General features: G+C 68.3%; 19 protein-coding genes and 1 riboswitch. Of the genes, 10 read left to right on the top strand and 9 right to left on the bottom strand.

Annotated features, from left to right (window positions below):
- Positions 1-21: 21 nt before the first annotated feature.
- Genes ABD210_RS23885 through ABD210_RS23875 form a run of 3 tightly spaced genes read left to right on the top strand, consistent with a single transcriptional unit; the run spans position 22 to position 2815 of the window.
- On the top strand, positions 22-1146 hold the full coding sequence (locus ABD210_RS23885; RefSeq protein ID WP_344114306.1) for an NAD(P) transhydrogenase subunit alpha: 1125 nt from the start codon (positions 22-24) through the stop codon (positions 1144-1146).
- The gene (locus tag ABD210_RS23880) at positions 1143-1448 is read left to right on the top strand and encodes an NAD(P) transhydrogenase subunit alpha part 2 (RefSeq protein ID WP_344114305.1); all 306 of its coding nucleotides are present in this window, start codon (positions 1143-1145) and stop codon (positions 1446-1448) included. Before ABD210_RS23885 ends, ABD210_RS23880 begins: the two co-directional genes overlap by 4 nt.
- Entirely contained in the window at positions 1445-2815 is a 1371-nt protein-coding gene (locus tag ABD210_RS23875; RefSeq protein ID WP_344114304.1) for an NAD(P)(+) transhydrogenase (Re/Si-specific) subunit beta, read from the top strand. The genes ABD210_RS23880 and ABD210_RS23875 overlap by 4 nt, the downstream gene beginning before the upstream one ends.
- Positions 2816-2828: 13 nt before the next feature.
- Here the strand turns inward: ABD210_RS23875 and ABD210_RS23870 are convergent, their stop codons facing one another.
- Positions 2829-3983, bottom strand: a complete 1155-nt coding sequence (locus ABD210_RS23870) for an ROK family transcriptional regulator (RefSeq protein WP_344114302.1) — start codon at positions 3981-3983, stop codon at positions 2829-2831.
- An 89-nt stretch (positions 3984-4072) separates the two neighbouring features.
- On the opposite strand from ABD210_RS23870, the gene ABD210_RS23865 reads away from it, so the two are divergent.
- Positions 4073-5263, top strand: coding sequence for an MFS transporter (locus tag ABD210_RS23865; RefSeq protein ID WP_344114300.1), 1191 nt, complete (start codon positions 4073-4075; stop codon positions 5261-5263).
- A 666-nt stretch (positions 5264-5929) separates the two neighbouring features.
- Here the strand turns inward: ABD210_RS23865 and ABD210_RS23860 are convergent.
- Positions 5930-6784: a helix-turn-helix transcriptional regulator gene (locus tag ABD210_RS23860; protein ID WP_344114298.1), complete on the bottom strand. Its 855-nt coding sequence runs from the start codon at positions 6782-6784 to the stop codon at positions 5930-5932.
- Positions 6785-7017: 233 nt separating this feature from the next.
- On the opposite strand from ABD210_RS23860, the gene ABD210_RS23855 reads away from it, so the two are divergent.
- The 3 genes from ABD210_RS23855 to purM all read left to right on the top strand — a co-directional run bounded on the left by ABD210_RS23855 (position 7018) and on the right by purM (position 9928).
- Positions 7018-7152: a hypothetical protein gene (locus ABD210_RS23855; RefSeq protein ID WP_344114297.1), complete on the top strand. Its 135-nt coding sequence runs from the start codon at positions 7018-7020 to the stop codon at positions 7150-7152.
- Positions 7153-7162: 10 nt separating this feature from the next.
- Entirely contained in the window at positions 7163-8725 is a 1563-nt protein-coding gene (gene purF / locus ABD210_RS23850; protein ID WP_344114295.1) for an amidophosphoribosyltransferase, read from the top strand.
- Positions 8726-8839: 114 nt separating this feature from the next.
- Positions 8840-9928 (top strand): phosphoribosylformylglycinamidine cyclo-ligase, encoded by a 1089-nt coding sequence (purM, locus tag ABD210_RS23845; RefSeq protein ID WP_344114293.1) that lies wholly within the window; start codon positions 8840-8842, stop codon positions 9926-9928.
- A 169-nt stretch (positions 9929-10097) separates the two neighbouring features.
- Here the strand turns inward: purM and ABD210_RS23840 are convergent, their stop codons facing one another.
- The 3 genes from ABD210_RS23840 to ABD210_RS23830 form a co-directional block, all read right to left on the bottom strand.
- Positions 10098-10286: a DUF3073 domain-containing protein gene (locus tag ABD210_RS23840; protein WP_344114292.1), complete on the bottom strand. Its 189-nt coding sequence runs from the start codon at positions 10284-10286 to the stop codon at positions 10098-10100.
- Between the two features lie 216 nt (positions 10287-10502).
- A complete protein-coding gene (locus ABD210_RS23835; RefSeq protein ID WP_344114291.1) occupies positions 10503-11312 on the bottom strand; it encodes an ABC transporter permease in 810 nt (269 codons plus the stop codon).
- Between the two features lie 28 nt (positions 11313-11340).
- Positions 11341-12228: an ABC transporter ATP-binding protein gene (locus ABD210_RS23830; protein ID WP_344114290.1), complete on the bottom strand. Its 888-nt coding sequence runs from the start codon at positions 12226-12228 to the stop codon at positions 11341-11343.
- A gap of 142 nt (positions 12229-12370) precedes the next feature.
- Here ABD210_RS23830 and ABD210_RS23825 point away from each other — a divergent pair, with 142 nt between their 5' ends.
- The gene (locus ABD210_RS23825; RefSeq protein WP_344114288.1) at positions 12371-13570 is read left to right on the top strand and encodes a sensor histidine kinase; all 1200 of its coding nucleotides are present in this window, start codon (positions 12371-12373) and stop codon (positions 13568-13570) included.
- Positions 13567-14223, top strand: a complete 657-nt coding sequence (locus tag ABD210_RS23820; RefSeq protein ID WP_344114287.1) for a response regulator — start codon at positions 13567-13569, stop codon at positions 14221-14223. Before ABD210_RS23825 ends, ABD210_RS23820 begins: the two co-directional genes overlap by 4 nt.
- A 123-nt stretch (positions 14224-14346) precedes the next feature.
- Here the strand turns inward: ABD210_RS23820 and ABD210_RS23815 are convergent, their stop codons facing one another.
- Both ABD210_RS23815 and ABD210_RS23810 read right to left on the bottom strand, forming a co-directional pair.
- Positions 14347-15204 carry a C40 family peptidase gene (locus ABD210_RS23815; RefSeq protein ID WP_344114286.1) on the bottom strand — a complete coding sequence of 286 codons (858 nt, stop codon included), beginning with the start codon at positions 15202-15204 and terminating at the stop codon, positions 14347-14349.
- A riboswitch (cyclic di-AMP (ydaO/yuaA leader) is annotated at positions 15204-15395 on the bottom strand. Its footprint overlaps the gene before it by 1 nt.
- A 253-nt stretch (positions 15396-15648) precedes the next feature.
- Positions 15649-16599 carry a pyridoxal-phosphate dependent enzyme gene (locus ABD210_RS23810; protein ID WP_344114284.1) on the bottom strand — a complete coding sequence of 317 codons (951 nt, stop codon included), beginning with the start codon at positions 16597-16599 and terminating at the stop codon, positions 15649-15651.
- Between the two features lie 195 nt (positions 16600-16794).
- Here ABD210_RS23810 and ABD210_RS23805 point away from each other — a divergent pair, with 195 nt between their 5' ends.
- Positions 16795-17157 (top strand): YciI family protein, encoded by a 363-nt coding sequence (locus tag ABD210_RS23805; protein ID WP_344114283.1) that lies wholly within the window; start codon positions 16795-16797, stop codon positions 17155-17157.
- Positions 17158-17280: 123 nt separating this feature from the next.
- Here the strand turns inward: ABD210_RS23805 and ABD210_RS23800 are convergent, their stop codons facing one another.
- Positions 17281-17466, bottom strand: coding sequence for a YegP family protein (locus tag ABD210_RS23800; protein ID WP_344114281.1), 186 nt, complete (start codon positions 17464-17466; stop codon positions 17281-17283).
- Positions 17467-17574: 108 nt separating this feature from the next.
- The gene (locus ABD210_RS23795; RefSeq protein WP_344114279.1) at positions 17575-18261 is read right to left on the bottom strand and encodes a TetR/AcrR family transcriptional regulator; all 687 of its coding nucleotides are present in this window, start codon (positions 18259-18261) and stop codon (positions 17575-17577) included.
- Positions 18262-18279 lie beyond the last annotated feature (18 nt).

Genomic DNA, 18279 nt, shown 5'->3' with positions numbered 1-18279 from the left:
GTTTGGCATAGGTTTCCCCGAGTGAAGATCGCAGTGGTGCGAGAGACCAGACCGGCGGAGCGCCGGGTGGCGCTGGTGCCGGAGCAAGTCGTCAAACTCGTCCAGCTCGGCTACGAGGTCGCGGTCGAACCCGCGGCCGGCGAGCGCGCGCTGTACTCCGACGACGCCTACCGCGACGCGGGAGCCGAAGTCGCCTGGGGAGCCGATCATGCCGCGACCGTAGTGGCATCGGTGCAGCCGCTCGAGCGGGAACGGCTGCAGCGGTTGCATGCCGGGACCGCGCTGATGTCGTTCCTGCCGACGAACCCGCCGGACGTGATCCGGGCCGCGACCCGGGCCAAGCTGACCGCGTTCGCGATGGAGCTGATCCCGCGGATCTCGCGGGCCCAGTCGATGGACGCGTTGTCCTCGCAGGCCCTCGTCGCCGGCTATCGCGCCGCCATCGTGGCAGCGGAACGCCTGCCTCGGTTCTTCCCGCTGAACATGACGGCCGCCGGCACGGTGCCACCCGCGCAGGTCGTAGTACTGGGTGCTGGTGTCGCCGGCCTGCAGGCGATCGCGACGGCGAAGCGTCTCGGCGCCGTCGTCAAGGCGTACGACGTGCGCACTGCTGCGGCCGAGGAGATCGCGTCGATGGGCGCGATCCCGATCGAGCTCGAGCTCGGCACCCTCGACGGGCCCGGCGGCTATGCGCGGGAGATGACCCCCGAACGCGCGCAGCTGCAACGCGACCTGCTCGCCCCGTACATCGCCGCCGCGGACGCGCTGATCACGACGGCGGCCGTACCGGGGCGGACCGCCCCGATGCTCGTGTCGAGGTCGATGGTCGAGCAGATGAAGCCCGGCTCCGTCGTGGTCGACCTGGCCTCTGAGTCCGGCGGCAACGTCGAGGGCTCGGTGGCCGGGACCGAACTGATGATCGGCAACGCCCTGGTCTGGGGCGGCGCGAACGTGCCGAGCCAGCTGGCCGGCCCCGCGAGCCGGCTCTACGGTCAGAACATCGCCAACCTGATCACCCTGATGACCCGCAACGCCAGCTTCGACCCCGACTTCTCGGACGAGATCGTGGCCGGTTGTTGTGTCACGCACGACGGCGCCGTACTGCACGAGCCGACCCGGGAGCTCCTGGAAGGACCGCTCAGATGACCGAGTCCATCGCCTTGCTGACCATCTTCGTGCTCGCGGCGTTCGTCGGCGTCGAGGTGATCAGCAAGGTCTCCTCGACCCTGCACACCCCGCTGATGTCCGGCGCGAACGCGATCCACGGCGTCATCCTGGTCGGCGCGATCATCGTGACCGGCCAGGCCGAGTCCGCGCTGGTGGTCGTGGTCGGGCTGGTGGCCGTCGTACTCGCGACGGTCAACATGGTCGGCGGCTTCGTCGTCACCGACCGGATGCTGGAGATGTTCCGCGGTCCCGGGGCTCGTAAGAAGGAGCTGCACAAGTGATCGCAACCTGGGCCCAGCTCGGTTACCTGGTCTCGGCCGTCTGCTTCATCGTCGCGCTGAAGGCGTTGTCGTCGCCCAAGACCGCCCGGACAGGCAACGGGCTGGGCGCCGCCGGCGCGGTGCTGGCCGTGGTGATCACGTTCGTCGCCTACAAGCCCGACCACCTGGTGCCGATCCTGATCGCGCTGGCGGTCGGAACCGTCGCCGGTGTGATCGGCTCGCGGCGGGTGCAGATGACCCACATGCCGCAGTTGGTGGCGCTCTTCAACGGTGTCGGTGGTGGCGCCGCTGCTCTCGTCGCGCTGATGGAGCTCGGCAAGGTGCCATCCGGTGAGACGGTTGCCGCGATCGCGACGGCTTTCACGATCGTGGTGGGCGCGATCTCCTTCTCCGGCTCGGTCGTCACCTTCGCCAAGCTGCAGGAGCTGATGACCACCCGGCCGCTGACGTTCCCGGGTCTGCCCGTGCTGTTCGTTGCCGGGATCCTTGGCGGGATCGCGCTGTCGGCCTGGCTCGTGACCGATCCGCGCGTATGGGTCGGTGTCCTGCTCTGCCTGGTGGGATTGGCCGTCGGTGTCATGTTGGTGCTGCCCGTGGGCGGGGCCGACGTACCGATCGTCATCTCGCTGCTCAACGCATTCACGGGTCTGACCGTCGCCGCTGGTGGTTATGTTCTCGGGAACACGCTGCTGCTGGTGGCGGGAACGTTGGTCGGTGCCGCCGGTACTTTGCTGACGAAGCTGATGGCCAACGCGATGGGCCGGTCCGTCTTCAACATTCTGTTCGGTGCCGTGCGGGGCGGCTCCACGCTTGGCGCTGGGACGGTGTCGGAGAGGCCGGTGATCTCCGGCGGTGCTCAGGATGTGGCGATCCTGCTGGGGTACGCCCAGCGCGTGATCGTCGTGCCCGGCTACGGCCTGGCCGTCGCACAGGCCCAGCACACGCTGCGCGAGTTGGTCGAAGAGCTCCAGGGGCGCGGGGTCAAGGTCGACTATGCGATCCACCCGGTCGCGGGGCGGATGCCCGGTCACATGAACGTGCTGCTGGCCGAGGCACAGGTGCCCTATGAGCAACTGCGGGAGATGGACGACATCAACGGCGACTTCAAGGCCACGGACGTGGTGCTCGTGGTCGGCGCCAACGACGTGGTCAACCCGGCGGCCCGCACTACGCCGAGCGCGCCGATCTACGGCATGCCGATCCTCAACGCGGACGAGGCCCAGCGAGTGATCTTCCTGAAGCGCTCGATGCGCCCGGGCTTCGCAGGCATCGAGAACGAGCTCCTCTACGACCCCCGCACCACGTTGTTGTTCGGCGACGCCAAAGACTCCCTCGCCAAGCTCTTGGCCGCTCTCAAGACCGTCTGATCCTCCGGCGAGGTCAGGACTGGGCGAAGGTCTCCTCGTGGAGGAGGTCCAGGGCGATCAGAACCGCGCCGCGGAGCACCGGATTGCCGTCGACCGTGCCCGGGGCAACGGCGGTGGAAAGCGGCGTCGTGCGGTTCACCCGTTCCGCGACCCGCTCCGCCAGGGCCTCGCCGCCGGCCCTGCCGATCGTGCCCGCCAGGACGAGAAATCCCGGATCCAGTACTGCGCAGACGCCCGCCGCGCCGAACGCGATCCGGTCGGCGAGCTCGTCCAAGAATTCCTTGCCACCAGCGGCTCCGCCGACGGCCGCTGTCACCGCCGCCGCGGCGTTGTCCGACTTCGGCCGGATTCCGTGCGTTTTGGCGAGGGCCAGCACCGCTCCGCCGGCGACCAGCTCCGGGAAGAGCCGCCCGGCCTGATCTGCGGGGAGATAAGAGAGCTCGCCCGCGCCCCCCGACGTACCGCGGTGCAGGTGACCGTTCAGCACCAGGGCCATACCGATACCGGAGCTGAATGACAACAGGGCGAAGGTATCGCGGCCGCGAGCGGCGCCGAGCCGGTGCTCGGCCAGACCGACCAGATTGACCTCGTTCTCGACGAGCACGGGGACGCCGCCGAGGCTGTCCCGCAGGCCGGGCAGCAGATTGGCGTGCCAGGTCGGGAGTGCCCCGACGAAGGAGATGTCGCCGGTCGCGGGGTCGACCAGGCCAGGGGTGCCGATCACCACACTGCGCAGCCGATCCGCCGTCAGTGTCGCGTCGGCCAGTGCCTCGGTGATCGCCCGGTGGACCAGGTCGTGAGGTTCGGCCGCCGTGTCCTGGGCAAGCTGGGCGGCGCCGACCTGGCGGCCGGTCACATCTGTGACGGAGGCCAGCACAACGTCAGGGAGCACTTCGACCCCGGCGACGTGCGCACGGTCCGCAACCAGGCCGTAGAGCAAGGCGTTGGGGCCACGCCGCCGCACCTGGGACTCGCCGGCGGGCGCGATGACGCCGGCCGCCTCCAACCGGTCGACCAGGTCGCTGACGGTGGGGTGGGACAACCCGGTGAGGCGCTGCAGTTCGGTCCGGGACAGCGGACCACGCTCCAGCAGCAAGGCGAAGGCCGCCCGGTCGTTGATCAACCGTGCGGTCCGCGGAGTCGCTGCGCGGGACGGAGTACGGGTCATAGCTCCAGAAGATAGCCGCTATCCCTTTTATTCAGGAACCCTACCTGTTAGTTTTTCGTGCCAAGCCTGATGACCCGGCAGGAGAACCGATGCGACCTCCCGTGATGCGGCTGTTCCCGCTGGCCGTCTTCTTCACCCTCGACGGCACGATCTTCGCCACCTGGGCGGTTCGGATCCCGGCCGTCAAGCAGCAGTTGGGGCTGACGACGACCGCGCTGGGCGTCGCTCTGCTGTGTCTCTCGCTCGGCACTCTGCTGTCGATGATCGCCAGCGGCAACCTGGTCGTCAGGTTCGGTACCAGGGTCGTGTTGCTGACGGCCTGTGCCCTGGTCTCGGCCGCGCTGGTGCTCCCCGCGCTGGCCGGATCGGTGGTCTGGCTGGCTGCGGTACTGGCTCTGTTCGGCCTGTTCTACGGGGCTCTGAACATCTCGCTGAACAGTGCGGCCGTCGAGATCGAAGCGGCTCTCGGTCGTCCGGTGATGTCGATGCTGCACGGTCTCTGGAGCGTTGGGTGCCTCGCCGGATCCCTGCTCGGCGGACTGCTGGCCGGCCGGCTCGGGACGGTCGCACACTTCGGCCTGGTGGCTGGGACGAGCCTCGTCCTGACGGCGGTCTGTGCACCGGCGATGCTGCGCGCCCCGGAGCAGTTGCCCACCGTTCCACTCGCGGAGGGAATCGCAGGCCAGGCCGCGGAACCGCGGTACGGCGGACGTCGACTCGGGTTGCCGGTAGTGATCTTCGGTGTCGTCGCGCTGTGCGTGGCGTACGGCGAGGGTGCGGTCGCCGACTGGAGCGGACTGCACCTGCGGGAAGGGCTCGGCGCCGAGGCGAGCCTGGCCGCCTATGCGTTCGCCGCCTACAACTTCGCCATCGCCGGCGGCCGGTTGATCGGCGGATGGCTCATCGGCCGCCTCGGGGTGACCGGCGTACTGGCCGGCGGCGGGGTCCTGGCGGCCGCGGGCATCCTGCTCACCGCCTGGACCGGACAGATCTCACTGGCCTTCGCCGGACTCGTCGCGGTCGGCCTCGGCCTGGCCAACATCTTCCCCGTCGCCATCGCCCGGGCCGGGGCGCTCGGCGGACCCAACGGAGTCAGCCTCGCCGCCGGCATCGGTCATACCGGCATGCTCGCCGGACCACCCTTGATCGGCTTCCTGGCCGACCACGCCGGTCTGCCCACCGCGCTGTCGACCATCGCGATGGTGTCGCTGGCGGTGGCCGCCCTGGCCGTGCTCGGTAGGGCGAGAACCGCACCCGTGTCGGCTCTCCGTGCCCACTGACCCCAGTACTATGTCGACCACACCTGAGGTATTCACGGCTCACGTTGTCAACGGCCGCGAGGGAGTTTTCGTTTGCCGTCGCCGGTCTCGTCGGCCAGTTTGGTGAACAAGTTTCGACTGATGTCGAATGGGTTGCGCCCATACACGCTTTTCTACTGCTACCGCAACCCTCTGGCATCTTCCAGTCACCGCATCGCTGGTGAAAATCAACCGGTCCAGTCCGGATATTTCCCAGCTATTGTGACAACGAGCTGTTGGATAGCCTTTTCCCGCCGGGCAGCCCTACTGCTGCGCCGGGACCGACTGAGCCTGCGGTGCGAGGCTCTGGATGCCCGTCGGCCCGTCCGTGCCCCGATGCGCAAGCAGTTCAGCAATTTCGCCCGCTTCGACGTGATGCGGGCGTTGGCGGCGCGTGTGTCCTCGAACAATTGATCGCTTGCCGCCGGCAAAGTGCGCGGAGAATGATTAGGCGGATGGGAACCCGGTGCATGGCGAATGACCGTGGCGGTCAATTGATCGTGATGGTCCCTCGCTATTGGAGGGCAACTATTGGCCCGCTTTGGTTGAATGCGGCACCGCGCAGAGATCTCGGATCTTCATCCCTGATCAGGAAATGCTTTGCCTGCAGATTCTCCGGTGTTTCGATTGGCCAGGTCGAAAGCGTGATCAGACCCAGCCGCGTTTGGCGGCGGCAACGCCGAGTTCGAAGCGGGAGGTGGCGTCCAGGCGCTCGGAGAGGTTGGCGGTGATGCGGCGGGCGGTGCGCAGTGAGATGCCGAGAAGACGGGCGACCTGCTCGTCCTTGGCGCCGCCGGCCAGCAGGCGGAGGACCTCGGCCTCGTGCGGGGTCAGCGGTGAGTTCTCGTCGCGGTCTTCCGGGGAGAAGAGGTCGGTGGCTCGGGACCAGTAGGAATCGAACAGGGCGAGCGCGACCGCCACCACTGCCGGGCTGCGGTGGATGACCGCACCCGAGGTGTGGTTCTCCGGGTCCATCGGCATGATCGCGAGTTCCTGATCGAAGATCAGCAGGCGCATCGGAAGGGTGGGCGTCGCGCGCACCTCGCCGCCGAGTCGATGCATCGTGGCCGCGTATTCCATCCCGTGCTTCGACACTGTCATCGACTGCAGGTAGATGGTTCTCATCTTCAGGCCACGCTCCAGCAGCGGCATGTCCGGCGACTCCTCCGCCGGCGCGAGAGCCTCGTCGACATGAGCGGGGACCATGCCCCAGAAGGTCTCCCTGGCCTTCAGACCCAACTCCTCGATCCGCCGTGACGCATTGGCGCGACCCTTGAGGACCTCGACGTCGCCGCTGCTTCGCGACGTGAGGAGTTCGTTGTACTGCTCGGCGATGACCTCCGCCGAGGTCTCGGCCTCGCGTAGCTCCCCGAGGAGTCTGTTCAGTTCGATCCGGCGACGTTCCGCGAGCCCGGTGAGGCCGACCCGGGGGTGCACCGCATGTTCGCCACCGGGATTCGTCCAGGTCGGGACCAGCAGTTCGAGTTTCCGGAGCTTTTCCATGAGCTTGAGAACCTGGTCCAGCTCGATACTTACTAGCGCCGCAATCTGCTCGGGCGTACCGTCTGGGTGGCGCAGAAGGGCGTGATAGACCGCGAACGTTGCTTCGTCCACCCCCAGTGGTTCTAGCACCCCGGACACCCTCCAGCACTTGTTTGGAACCGACCATATCCAGAACGCGTCCAGAAGTGACGGTTGCCAGTCCTATTTCCAGGATATTTGAAAGGACACCACACGTGGTCAAGCGGTTTCTCATAGTGATCACTGCTGCGCTCGCGCTCTCCCTCACGGCCGGCGCCGGTGTGGCGCAGGCCACTGGCGGGGGCGAGGACCCCTGCGTGCTGTGCTGGCTCACGCCGATGACCCCGTAGACTGCGGGGTGTGGCTCGTGGCGATGGTCGGCTCACCCATGATCTTGACCCGCAGGACCTAGGCCCGCAGGACGCTTGTGGCGTCTTCGGTGTCTGGGCTCCCGGGGAAGAGGTCGCCAAACTCACCTATTTCGGGCTCTACGCTCTGCAGCACCGGGGGCAGGAGTCGGCTGGCATCGCGGTCAGCAACGGCAGTCAGATTCTGGTCTACAAGGACATGGGTCTGGTCAGTCAGGCGTTCGACGAGGCGACCCTGGCCTCGCTCCGGGGGCATATCGCCGTCGGACACTGCCGGTACTCGACGACAGGGTCCAGTGTCTGGGCGAACGCGCAACCCACCTTTCGGTCCACCGCGACCGGGTCGGTGGCGCTCGCGCACAACGGCAACCTGACCAACACCGGTGATCTCGCGGCGACGCTGGACGGCAGCGACCAGCTCGATCTGGGGCTGGACTTCGAGGTCGAGCACGCGAAGGCGAACGCCAAGCACGGCGCGTCCTCCGACACCGACCTCCTCACCTCGATGCTCGCCGGGTATCCGGACCTGAACATCGAGCAGGCAGCCGCCAAGGTGCTGCCGAAGGTCAAGGGCGCCTACAGCCTGATCTTCATGGACGAATCCACCCTGTACGCCGCTCGCGACCCGCAGGGGATCCGCCCGCTGGTGCTGGGCCGGCTCGAACGCGGCTGGGTGGTCGCCAGCGAGACCGCCGCCCTCGACATCGTCGGCGCCTCCTTCATCCGGGAGGTCGAGCCGGGCGAGATCGTCGCGATCGACGAGGACGGGCTGCGCTCGACCCGGTTCGCCGAGGCGGACCCGAAGGGCTGCCTGTTCGAGTTCGTCTACCTGGCCCGCCCCGACACCCAGATCTCCGGTCAGCGGATCCACTCGACCCGCGTCGAGGTCGGTCGCCAGCTGGCCCGCGAGCACCCGGTCGAGGCCGACCTGGTCATCGCGACCCCCGAGTCCGGCACCCCCGGTGCCATCGGGTACGCCGAGGAGTCGGGTATTCCGTACGGCTCGGGCCTGGTCAAGAACGCGTACGTCGGCCGCACCTTCATCCAGCCCAGCCAGACGATCCGCCAGCTCGGTATCCGGCTGAAGCTGAACCCGCTCCGCGAGGTGATCGAAGGCAAGCGGCTGGTCGTGGTCGACGACTCGATCGTCCGCGGCAACACCCAGCGTGCGGTGATCCGGATGCTGCGCGAGTCCGGCGCGGCCGAGATCCACGTACGCATCTCCTCGCCGCCGGTCAAGTGGCCGTGTTTCTACGGCATCGACTTCGCCAGCCGCGCCGAGCTGATCGCGAACGGCCTGAACACCGAGGAGATCTGCCGCTCGATCGGCGCCGACTCCCTCGGCTACGTCAGCCTGGACGGTCTGATCGAGGCCAGCACCGTGCCGAAGGAACGGCTCTGCCGGGCCTGCTTCGACGGGGTCTACCCGGTCGCGTTGCCCGACCCGGAGCACCTCGGCAAGCACCTGCTGGAGCTCCCCATCAGTACTGATGTGGACGGCCTGGCCACGGTTTCCGGCGGCGCCGGTGCAGCGGACGCTCTCTCCAGACCGTGAACCTGGCCCGACCGTGAAACTGGCCCGACCGTGAAACTGGCCCGACCATGAACTTTTTCGACCGTGAAGCGGCCCGTCCGTGAACTGGCCCGCCATGACGAGGGAACCACGCCCATGACCAAGGAGAACACTGTGGGCGCGAGCTACGCCGCCGCCGGAGTCGACATCGAGGCCGGTGACCGGGCCGTCGAGCTGATGAAGGAGTGGGTGGCCAAGGCGACCCGCCCCGAGGTGGTGGGCGGGCTCGGCGGATTCGCCGGCCTGTTCGACGCCACCGCGCTGACGTCGTACCGGCGGCCGCTGCTGGCGACGTCGACCGACGGTGTCGGCACCAAGGTCGCGATCGCGCAGATGCTGGACCGCCACGACACGATCGGGTTCGACCTGGTCGGCATGGTCGTCGACGACCTGGTGGTCTGTGGCGCGGAGCCGCTGTTCATGACCGACTACATCTGCACCGGCAAGGTGGTCCCGGAGACGATCGCGCAGATCGTGAAGGGCATCGCCGAGGCCTGCGTGGAAGCCGGTACGGCGCTGGTCGGTGGCGAGACGGCCGAGCACCCCGGCCTCCTGGAACCCGAAGAGTACGACGTGGCCGGTGCCTCCACCGGTGTCGTCGAGGCCGACGAGCTGATCGGCGCCGAACGGGTCCGTGCGGGTGATGTCGTGGTGGCGATGGCGTCGTCGGGGCTGCACTCGAACGGGTACTCCCTGGTTCGGCACGTCTTCTTCGATCGCGCCGGCTGGAAGCTCGACCGGGAGGTCCCTGAGCTCGGGGGCACCTTGGGCGAGACCCTCCTGACCCCGACGCGGGTCTACGCCAAGCACTGCCTGGAGCTGATCCAGGAGCTCAACGGTGGAGACGAGAAGCCGCTGCACGCGATGTCCCACATCACCGGCGGTGGATTCGCGGCGAACCTGGCCCGGGTGATCCCGGACGACCTGGCCGTCCGGATCGACCGGTCGACCTGGACGCCCGCGCCGGTCTTCGGACTGGTCGGTCAGCTCGGCGAGGTCCCGCTGCTCGAACTGGAGAAGACCCTGAACATGGGCGTCGGCATGGTCGCGGTACTGGACCAGGCCGCAGCGGATCGCGCGATCGCAGTACTGGGTGAGCGGGACATCGCTGCCTGGGTCTGCGGTGAGGTCACCGCTGCCGACACCAGGAACGGCGTCGAACTTCAGGGCGACTACGCAGGCTGATCAGGCGGCGGCTGACGTCGCCCTCCGACGGAGAACTGCCTGAGTTCTCCGGGCGGAGGGCGTGACAAGACCGTCTGAAGTGCCGTGTGGTGAAACTCGTCGGTCAAGCACGGCCGACCTGCCCAAGCGCCCGAGGCGCTGGGCAGGTCATCCGAGCTGTTGCGCTGCTTTACCGACGGGGGTGGTAGTCGTCGGCGTCATCGCCGGCGTCAGTATCGTCGCCGTTCGCAGAACCGTTACCGTTCTGGTCCCCGCCGGACAGCTCACGCTTGAGCTGGTCCAAGTCGGTCTCCCAGGTGCGGTACTTCAGGTCGCGAGCGACCTTCGTCTGCTTGGCCTTTGCACGGCCGCGCCCCATAGCGTCGACCCCCTCGCACAAGTCAACCGGGTACGCAGCTGGGCGCCCACGGATCAGTCGTCAGTAATCGTGCTTATAGGTTACCCGGAGCCGGGGATCGACACACGCACCGACCCCTCACTGGACGCCTCCGGAGGTCCGATGACAGGCCGAAAGACCTGGCTGATCCCCTCGAACCGGCCAGGCCCTCCGCGTCTCGAGCGCCTCGCGGCGCTGCTACTTCACCTCGCGACGTGAGCTTGCCCACAGTCCGACGATCGTCGGGAGCACGATCCAGACCCCGATCGCGGTGAGCGTCTCGGGCAGCATCCCGTGCAGGTCGCGCTCGGCGATCCGGCCGAAGGCGCCGAACACGTCCAGCCAGTCCGCGTTGCTCTTGAACAGGGCCGGTCCGGCCAGCGTCCAGGCGGTGGGGGCGATGAAGAAGACCAGGATCGCGACAGCGGTCTGGGCGATCAGCGCACCGAAGGCGGCGCCCATCACAACGTTCAGCGCGGTCGTCAGGTAGGCCCCGGCGAGCGAGCCGCCCAGTCCGGCGTACGACGTGCCGTTGCCGGTGGTGGCTCCACCGAGCGCGGTGGCGGCCAGGGCGAGCAGGGTGGTCGCGGTTAGCACCACGACGCTGAGCACGATCGCGGAGACGAACTTGGCCAGCTGGACCCGCACCCGGCGCGGCGACAAGGTGAAAGTGGTCAGCGCGGTCCGCTGGGTCCACTCGCTCGTCATCGCCATCACGCCGATCACCGGCAGCAGCAGCTGCACGCCGGTCGAGGCGGCGGCCAGGAAGGTGTCGAAGGTGGCCTGTCCCGGGTCCATGTGGGTCAGTTGCCAGGTGAGCGCGGCCACGGCCAACGCGAGGATCGCCAGGATCAGCACCCGGCCGCTACGAGTGTCCACGGACTTGCGCAGCTCGGTGCTGACGAGCCTGAGGAAGGACTGCCCGCGGGCGGGCGGCAGCGAGGTGGCGACGGTCGCGCGGTGCGTGGCGACGGCCGGGGGCGGTGAGGTGATTTCAGTGATAGCCATGGTGGTGGGCTCCAGAAGATAGGTGTGGTCAGGCGGCGACAGCGGTCGGGCTGGTCAGCTGGAAGAAGAGCTCCTCCAGGCCGGCGCCGTCGCTCTCGCGAAGTTCGATCAGGATCTGGCCCGCGGCCGCGGCCGCGCGGCCGACCTGCTCGGCACTGGCATCAACGCGCAGCGCGCCGTCGTGCAGCGGCTCGAGGCTCAGGCCGGCCGCGGTCAGTGCCTGGTTCAGGCCGATCGGGTCGAGGCCGCGGACCAGCGTGCCGCTGCCGGCCAGCAGCTCGTCCAGTGAGCCGTTCGCGACGATCCGGCCGCCGCCGATGACGACCAGACGGTCAACGGTCGCCTGCACCTCACCCAGCAGGTGGCTGGACAGGATCACCGTGCCGCCGCGGGAGGCGAAGTCCTGCAGCAGACCGCGCATCCAGCGGATGCCCTCGGGGTCCATCCCGTTGGCAGGCTCGTCGAGGATCAGTACTGCGGGGTCGCCGAGCAGGGCGCTCGCGATACCGAGCCGCTGCCGCATCCCAAGGGAGTACTGTCCGACGCGGCGCTTGGCGGCCGAGCTGAGCCCCACTGCTTCGAGCAGCTCGTCGGCGCGGGTCTTCGGTACGCCGAGCAGGCTCGCGTTGAGCTGCAGGGTCTCCCGGCCGGTGCGGCCCGGGTGTTGCGCCGCGGCGTCGAGCATGACTCCGACCACCCGCCCGGGGTTCGGAAGCTCGGCGTACCGCTTGCCGGTGATCGTGGCGCGGCCCGAGCTGGGCGGCGTGAGGCCCGTCAGCATGCGCAGGGTGGTGGATTTGCCCGCGCCGTTCGGTCCGAGGAAGCCGGTGATGCTGCCTGGCTCGACGGTGAACGAGACGTCGTGGACGGCCGTGGTGCTGCCGTAACGCTTGCTGAGGTTCTCGACGGTGATCATGGGCGCAACTCTTCCGTCCGGCACCCCGTCTTCACATCGGACGAGCGTCTTGACCTACCCCCTACCAAAGTCGTCAGGGAACGACCCTGAGGCCCACCTGCAGAGGGACGAAAGTCAGTACGCCCGCCACTACGCTGACGGAATGCGATGGTTGCGGCGCTGGTTCGCCTGGTTCATCCGGCGTGCCCCCCGGATCCGCGATCTGATGTTCATCGGCTTTAGCCTGCTCACGATCGTCGCGCAGGCGGCCGCGGGATCCAGTGGCGGCTGGCAGGCACGGGACTGGTACGTGCTGGCGGCCGGGATCGTCGCGTCACTCGCGTTGTGGTGGCGCCGTCGCTATCCCGTCATGGTCACGGTGGTGACCATCCTGGCGATGGCGACCGCGCAGATCTTCGTGCCGATGGGCCTGGCGCTGCTGACGCTGTCGATCCGCCGCCGCGACACGATGCTCGTCATCCTGAGCGTCGCCGGGTATGTCGCTTACGTCGCCAGCTATTGGTCCGGCAACAGTGATCCCTTCGTGCTCATGTTCACCGGACCGTTCCTGATCGGCACCTGGGTCGCGGTCGGCGCGTATGTCGGGGCCAGGCGAGACCTGATGGTGTCGCTGCGGGACCGGGCCGAACGCGCCGAGTCCGAACGGGAGCTCCGGGCCGAGCAGGCCCGGCTGGGTGAGCGGGCCCGGATCGCCCAGGAGATGCACGACGTGCTCGCCCACAAGGTGTCGCTGATCGCGCTGCACGCCGGCGGGCTGGAGGTGAACCCGGCCGTCGGCCCGGAGAAGGTGGAGAGCTCGGCCGGCCTGATCCGCGAGACCGCCCGGCAGGCGATGGAAGACCTGCGCGAGGTGCTCGGCGTACTGCGGACTGACCTCAGCGTCGCCGGCGCCGACCTGGCCCCGGTACCACGGGCCGCCGATCTGGCCCGGCTGGTGGAAGCTTCGCGCGCGGCGGGGGTGAAAGTGACGAGTGACCTGGCCCTGCCGGACGAAGTACCGGCGTCTGTCGGCCGTACGGTCTACCGCATCGTGCAGGAGGGGCTGACCAACGTGCACAAGCACGCGCGTGGTGTCACGACCGAGGTGCTGGTGCGCGGCGCCGCGGGGACGGGTGTGACTGTCCGGGTGACGAACGTGCGGCCGGTAGCGGCTGATGCCCTGCTGCCGGGGTCGGGCGCGGGCCTGGTCGGCCTGAGGGAGAGAGTCGGCCTGTCCGGCGGGCGCATCTCGACAGGACCCACCCAGGAGGGTGGCTGGCAGGTCGAGGCCTGGCTGCCGTGGTCCGACGGCAGGTCGGAGGCGTCCGAGGACAAGTCCGACGGTGAGGAAGGGGAACGATGACGCGGCTGTTGATCGTGGACGACGAGGCGCTGGTCCGGGCCGGGCTGAAGATGATCCTGGAGTCGGCCGACGATCTCGAGGTGGTCGCCGAGGCCGAGGACGGCGCCGACGCGGCCGCGATGGTCCGTGAGCATCGCCCCGACGTGGTGCTGATGGATATCCGGATGCCGAGGCTGGACGGACTTGCCGCCACTCGGGAGGTGCAGGCGCTGCCCGTTCCGCCGAAGGTCGTCGTACTGACCACGTTCGATCTGGACGACTATGTGTTCCGGGCGTTGCAGGCCGGGGCGAGTGGGTTCCTGTTGAAGGACACCCCGCCGCGGGAGTTGGTCCAGGCCGTGCGAGTGGTCGCGGCAGGGGACGCGATGCTGTCGCCGGCGGTGACGCGGCGGTTGATCGGGCACTTCGCCGCGGATCCGCGGACGGATCGGCAGCGGAAAGCTCGGGAGCGGCTGACCACCCTGACGGACCGGGAGAAGGAAGTACTCGCCGCGGTCGCGCGCGGCCTGTCCAACGCGGATATCGGCAAGCAGTTGTTCATGAGCGAGGCGACGGTGAAGGCGCATGTCTCGCGGGTGCTGGTGAAGCTGGACGCCACCAACCGGGTCCAGGTCGCGATCCTGGCCCACGATGCCGGCCAGCTCGACACGTAGAAATCGATGGGTGGACAGAGGAACCCGGTCGCGCGCTGCCGGAGGGGGGTGGGGGCAGCAGGCGCGCGACCGGTTTCAGGTCAGCGGTCCCAGGGGGAGTGGGTCCCGCTGACAGTCAGGACATCAGGCGCGGCCGAAGGCCACGCTCGAGGTCCAGATCTTCGCCTTCGCGACCGGGCGGCCAGGCCTCGAAGAGTGCCACAGCATGTTGCCGCCGGCGTAGATGCCGACGTGGTAGACGCTGCCGCCACCGCCCTTGAAGAACACCAGGTCGCCGGGCTTGGCGGCCGTACGGCTCAGGTGCTTGGTCGCGCTGTACTGCTGGCGCGCCGTGCGGGGGAGCTTCTTGCCGGCCTTCTTGTAGACATAGCCGGTGTAGCCGGAGCAGTCGAAGCCGCTGGTGGTCGTGCCGCCGTAGCGGTACGGGGTGCCCCTGAGCTTCGCTGCTTCCGTCAACACCCGAGCCTGGAAGGTCGAGAGGTTGCCGCTGCTGCGGGTGCCGCCGTGCAGCAGACCGTGGCTCGCGGCGTAGAACAGCGAACGCCAGGTGTTCACGGTCATGGTGCCGGTGCGGGGCAGGCCCACCCGGCGCTGGAAGTTGGCGACCGCCGTACGGGTTGCGGAGCCGTACCAACCGCCGGCCTGGACGTCCAGGGAACGCTGGACGTACCGGACAGCCTGCCCGGCATCGCCGTAGCGGAGCAGCGGCTTCTTGGCGATCGCGCTGTTGCCTCGGGCCCACTGCGCCGAGGTGGTTCTGGTGGTGGCGGAAGCGGTCTGCGGAGTCGAGACCACGCTGAGGACAGCTCCACCGCTGACCGCGAGGCCGACGGAGAGCACGGCCGCGGCGGCGCGAGGGGCGGCCACGGACTTGGTTGGCTTGCGGTGCTTGGCCAGGTGCCGGCCGGTGGGCCGCGGACTGGGCTGGCTGGAGTGACTGACGGCGCCAGGCAGCGCTGTCCGTCGGGCAGTGACGGGCATGGTTGTCTCCCGACGCCTGCGGAGTTAGCTGTCGGGTTCGGGCTGAGAGTCATTAGCCCGGTCCACTCCCGTGGACTTCACCCCAGGGACTCAACCACTCACGGTTGAGACCCACCTTCCTGGGTCCCCCACTCCTGCCATGGTGTTCGAGGGGAACATGTGTGCCTGGCAGGACTCGGCGTTGACACACATGCAGTTCGTCTAATTTGTCGAACCGCCGACGACTGTATAACAGAATGATCACGACGCAAACCCTCAGATCCACAGAGACCCACCTGAAAGCCGCTGAACGGCTATCTGACGGGTCAGGGACCCCTGGTGAACACCTGGTGTCGTGAGCGCGTCCGAGCGTCGCTCAGGCGACCGCACAGCAGAATTATGTGACCCTGGTCACATTTGGAGATGGCTCTCTGTGACGACGACCACAGTGAGTGTTCGGGCGCCTCAGCCGAGCAGTTCGAGGAAGCGCTCCAGCCCCACGTTGCCGCCCGAAAGCACGACGCCGATGCGCTCCGGCCGGCCCTGGATCCGGCCGGCCAGCAGCGCGGCCAGCGCGCTCGCGCCACTCGGCTCGAGCACGATTTTCAGCCGCTCGAACGCGAACGCCATCGCGGTCCGGATCTCGTCGTCGCTGACCAGCTCCACGCTGTCCAGCAACTGCTGGTTGATCGCGAAGGTGAGCTCACCGGGAATCGGGATCGCCTGACCGTCGGCGATCGTCCGCGGTACGCCGATCTCGACCCGCTCGCCGGCGGCAAGGGAGCGGGCGGTGTCGTCGCCGGCCGCGGGCTCGACGCCGATCATCCGGATGCCGGGCGACAAGGCGGTGGCCGCGGTCGCGCAGCCGGCCATCAACCCGCCACCACCGATCGGGACCAGCAGCGCGCTGAGTGGTCCGACCTCCTCGATCAGCTCCAGCGCGACAGTGCCTTGGCCGGCCATCACGTCGTAGTGGTCGTACGGCGGGATCAGGGTCACCCCGCGGTCCGTCGCGAGCTGCTGCGCGATCGCGGCGCGGTCCCCGGTGTACCGGTCATAGGTGACCACCTCGGCGCCGTACCCGCGGGTGGCTGCGACCTTCGTCGGTGGAGCGTCGTCAGGCATCAGGATCACCGAGCTCGTGCCTGCCAACGACGCGGCCAGCGCTACCGCCTGGGCGTGATTCCCGGACGAGTACGCCGCGACGCCGCGCGCGAGTTGATCGGTGGACAATCGGCTGACCGCGTTGAACGCGCCGCGGAACTTGAACGCCCCGATCCGCTGGAAGTTCTCCGCCTTGAGGAACACCTCGGCGCCTACCCGCTCGTTCAACGTGCGCGATGTGAGTACCGGCGTACGGTGTGCGGCTCCTTCGATCCGCTTCGCCGCAGCCTGGACGTCCTCGAAGGTCAGCATGCACTGGAATCTACCGCCGGCGACCGTGCGAACTCGGGGCGTCCCGCGCCTCGGCTGCCTCGGCGTGGCCGGGCCGGGTTCGTTCGCGGCCGATGGCCGTCCGAGTTCGTAGCATCGCGATGTCAAGACCGCGGAGTCGGCTCCGTACTGATGACGAGTGGTTCCCATCGGGGGAGCCGTGGCGAAGGAGACATCGTGAAGTACCTATTGGTCCTGAACATCAATCCCGACGTGCTGGCGGCGCTGTCCGAGGACGAGCAGCAGGCGATCTTCAGCGGTCACGAGAAGTTCATGGCCCTGACGAAGGAGACCGGCGAGTTCCACAGCACGGTCGCGCTGGCCGAGCCCGCGAAGACCGCGGTGGTCAAGGTCCGCGACGGTGTCCCGGCGGTGACCGACGGGCCCTTCCTGGAGTCGAAGGAGTTCCTGGCCGGCTACTACCTGCTGGACTGCGCGACGCCCGAGCGCGCCCACGAGCTGGCGGCGATGATTCCGGACGCGGCCATCGAGGGCCTCGGCGTCGAGGTCCGCGAGGTCATCCACGAAGTCGGCCTCTGAGTCTGCCGCTGAGTCTGCGCTTGGTCGGCCGCCGGCACCGGTCGCGGGAGCCGGGCGGCACCGAGAACCACGAAACGGCAGGATCTCCCCAGGGAGAGATCCTGCCGTCCGAGTGGTCTGCGATCAGGAGGTCTGGTCGTCGACGTTCGCGCCGGCGGCGTTCGTCTTGATCGACTCGATCCCGTTGAGCGCACCGGCCTTCGTCGTGTAGCTCTCGCTGCTGGTCGCGATGATCTCGCCGTTGCCGGCCTTCAGCCGAAACCGGAACCCGCCCGACTTGTCCTCGTACAGCTCGAACTTGCCCGCCATGGAAATACCTCCCGTGTAATGGTCTGACGACGCTTCGGAGCGTAGACCTCGCGGGTGTCCAGCGGCCGTCCCGACATGCGATTTCCTCGATGACCGTGCTGACTACCACTACTTCGCCCTCAGTCGTTCGGCCAGTACGCCGCGGATGCCCGCGACGACCAGGTCGATCCCCAGGCTGTAGTACCGGTCGGTCGAGGTTGGGCAGATCAACGTGTCCGCCGCGGCGGTGATCAGGGGGTAGCGCCGCGGGGACAGCGCGCCGAGAGCCGCGCGCTTCATCCGCAGGGCATCCTCGCGCGCCACGGGATCCGTGTCCTCTCCGGCGCCGGGCTCGGTCGTCACCAGGGTGATCAGCGAGCACAGGGATTGCCGGCCGACCTCGGCCGCATCGTCCACGGAGAAGCCGCCGGCCGTCAGGAGCTCCATCGTCCGCTCGGCCATCGCTAGGCCCGGTTCCGCCACCAGGATGCGGAACAACGTCAGCCCCGCGGCCTTCGGATGGGGCCGGAGGGCGTCGACGAAAGCCGTGAGGACGGCGCGTAGCTGGACGTCCCAGCGGTCATCGTTCGGCTCCGGCAAGTCGATGTCAGCCAGCAACCGGTCGCCGATCGCGGCGAGCAGATCGTTCTTGTCGCTGAAGTGCCGGTAGAGCGCCATCGGCGTGACGTCGTGCTGATTGGCGAGTCGCCTGATGGTGACCGCTTCCAGGCCTTCGACGTCGGCAATAGCCAGCGCACTGGCCGCGAGGGTCTCCGGGTCGAGCCGCTTGGCGGTCTCCTTGCTGGTCGTTGCCACGTTGACAAGTCTACAACG

It is taken from the genome of Kribbella alba (genome assembly GCF_039529635.1).
Lineage (GTDB): Bacteria > Actinomycetota > Actinomycetes > Propionibacteriales > Kribbellaceae > Kribbella > Kribbella alba.
This window is presented reverse-complemented; position numbering and strand designations above follow the sequence as displayed.

What these genes read in the sequence shown, in the direction of transcription:
- ABD210_RS23880 (WP_344114305.1), top strand. Translation starts at nt 1,143, where the DNA reads ATGACCGAGTCCATCGCCTTGCTGACCATCTTCGTGCTCGCGGCGTTC.
- ABD210_RS23820 (WP_344114287.1), top strand. Translation starts at nt 13,567, where the DNA reads ATGACGCGGCTGTTGATCGTGGACGACGAGGCGCTGGTCCGGGCCGGG.
- ABD210_RS23870 (WP_344114302.1), bottom strand. Translation starts at nt 3,983, where the DNA reads ATGACCCGTACTCCGTCCCGCGCAGCGACTCCGCGGACCGCACGGTTG.
- ABD210_RS23860 (WP_344114298.1), bottom strand. Translation starts at nt 6,784, where the DNA reads ATGGAAAAGCTCCGGAAACTCGAACTGCTGGTCCCGACCTGGACGAAT.
- ABD210_RS23865 (WP_344114300.1), top strand. Translation starts at nt 4,073, where the DNA reads ATGCGACCTCCCGTGATGCGGCTGTTCCCGCTGGCCGTCTTCTTCACC.
- purM (WP_344114293.1), top strand. Translation starts at nt 8,840, where the DNA reads ATGACCAAGGAGAACACTGTGGGCGCGAGCTACGCCGCCGCCGGAGTC.
- ABD210_RS23800 (WP_344114281.1), bottom strand. Translation starts at nt 17,466, where the DNA reads ATGGCGGGCAAGTTCGAGCTGTACGAGGACAAGTCGGGCGGGTTCCGG.
- ABD210_RS23830 (WP_344114290.1), bottom strand. Translation starts at nt 12,228, where the DNA reads ATGATCACCGTCGAGAACCTCAGCAAGCGTTACGGCAGCACCACGGCC.
- ABD210_RS23825 (WP_344114288.1), top strand. Translation starts at nt 12,371, where the DNA reads ATGCGATGGTTGCGGCGCTGGTTCGCCTGGTTCATCCGGCGTGCCCCC.
- ABD210_RS23835 (WP_344114291.1), bottom strand. Translation starts at nt 11,312, where the DNA reads ATGGCTATCACTGAAATCACCTCACCGCCCCCGGCCGTCGCCACGCAC.
- ABD210_RS23815 (WP_344114286.1), bottom strand. Translation starts at nt 15,204, where the DNA reads ATGCCCGTCACTGCCCGACGGACAGCGCTGCCTGGCGCCGTCAGTCAC.
- ABD210_RS23810 (WP_344114284.1), bottom strand. Translation starts at nt 16,599, where the DNA reads ATGCTGACCTTCGAGGACGTCCAGGCTGCGGCGAAGCGGATCGAAGGA.
- ABD210_RS23840 (WP_344114292.1), bottom strand. Translation starts at nt 10,286, where the DNA reads ATGGGGCGCGGCCGTGCAAAGGCCAAGCAGACGAAGGTCGCTCGCGAC.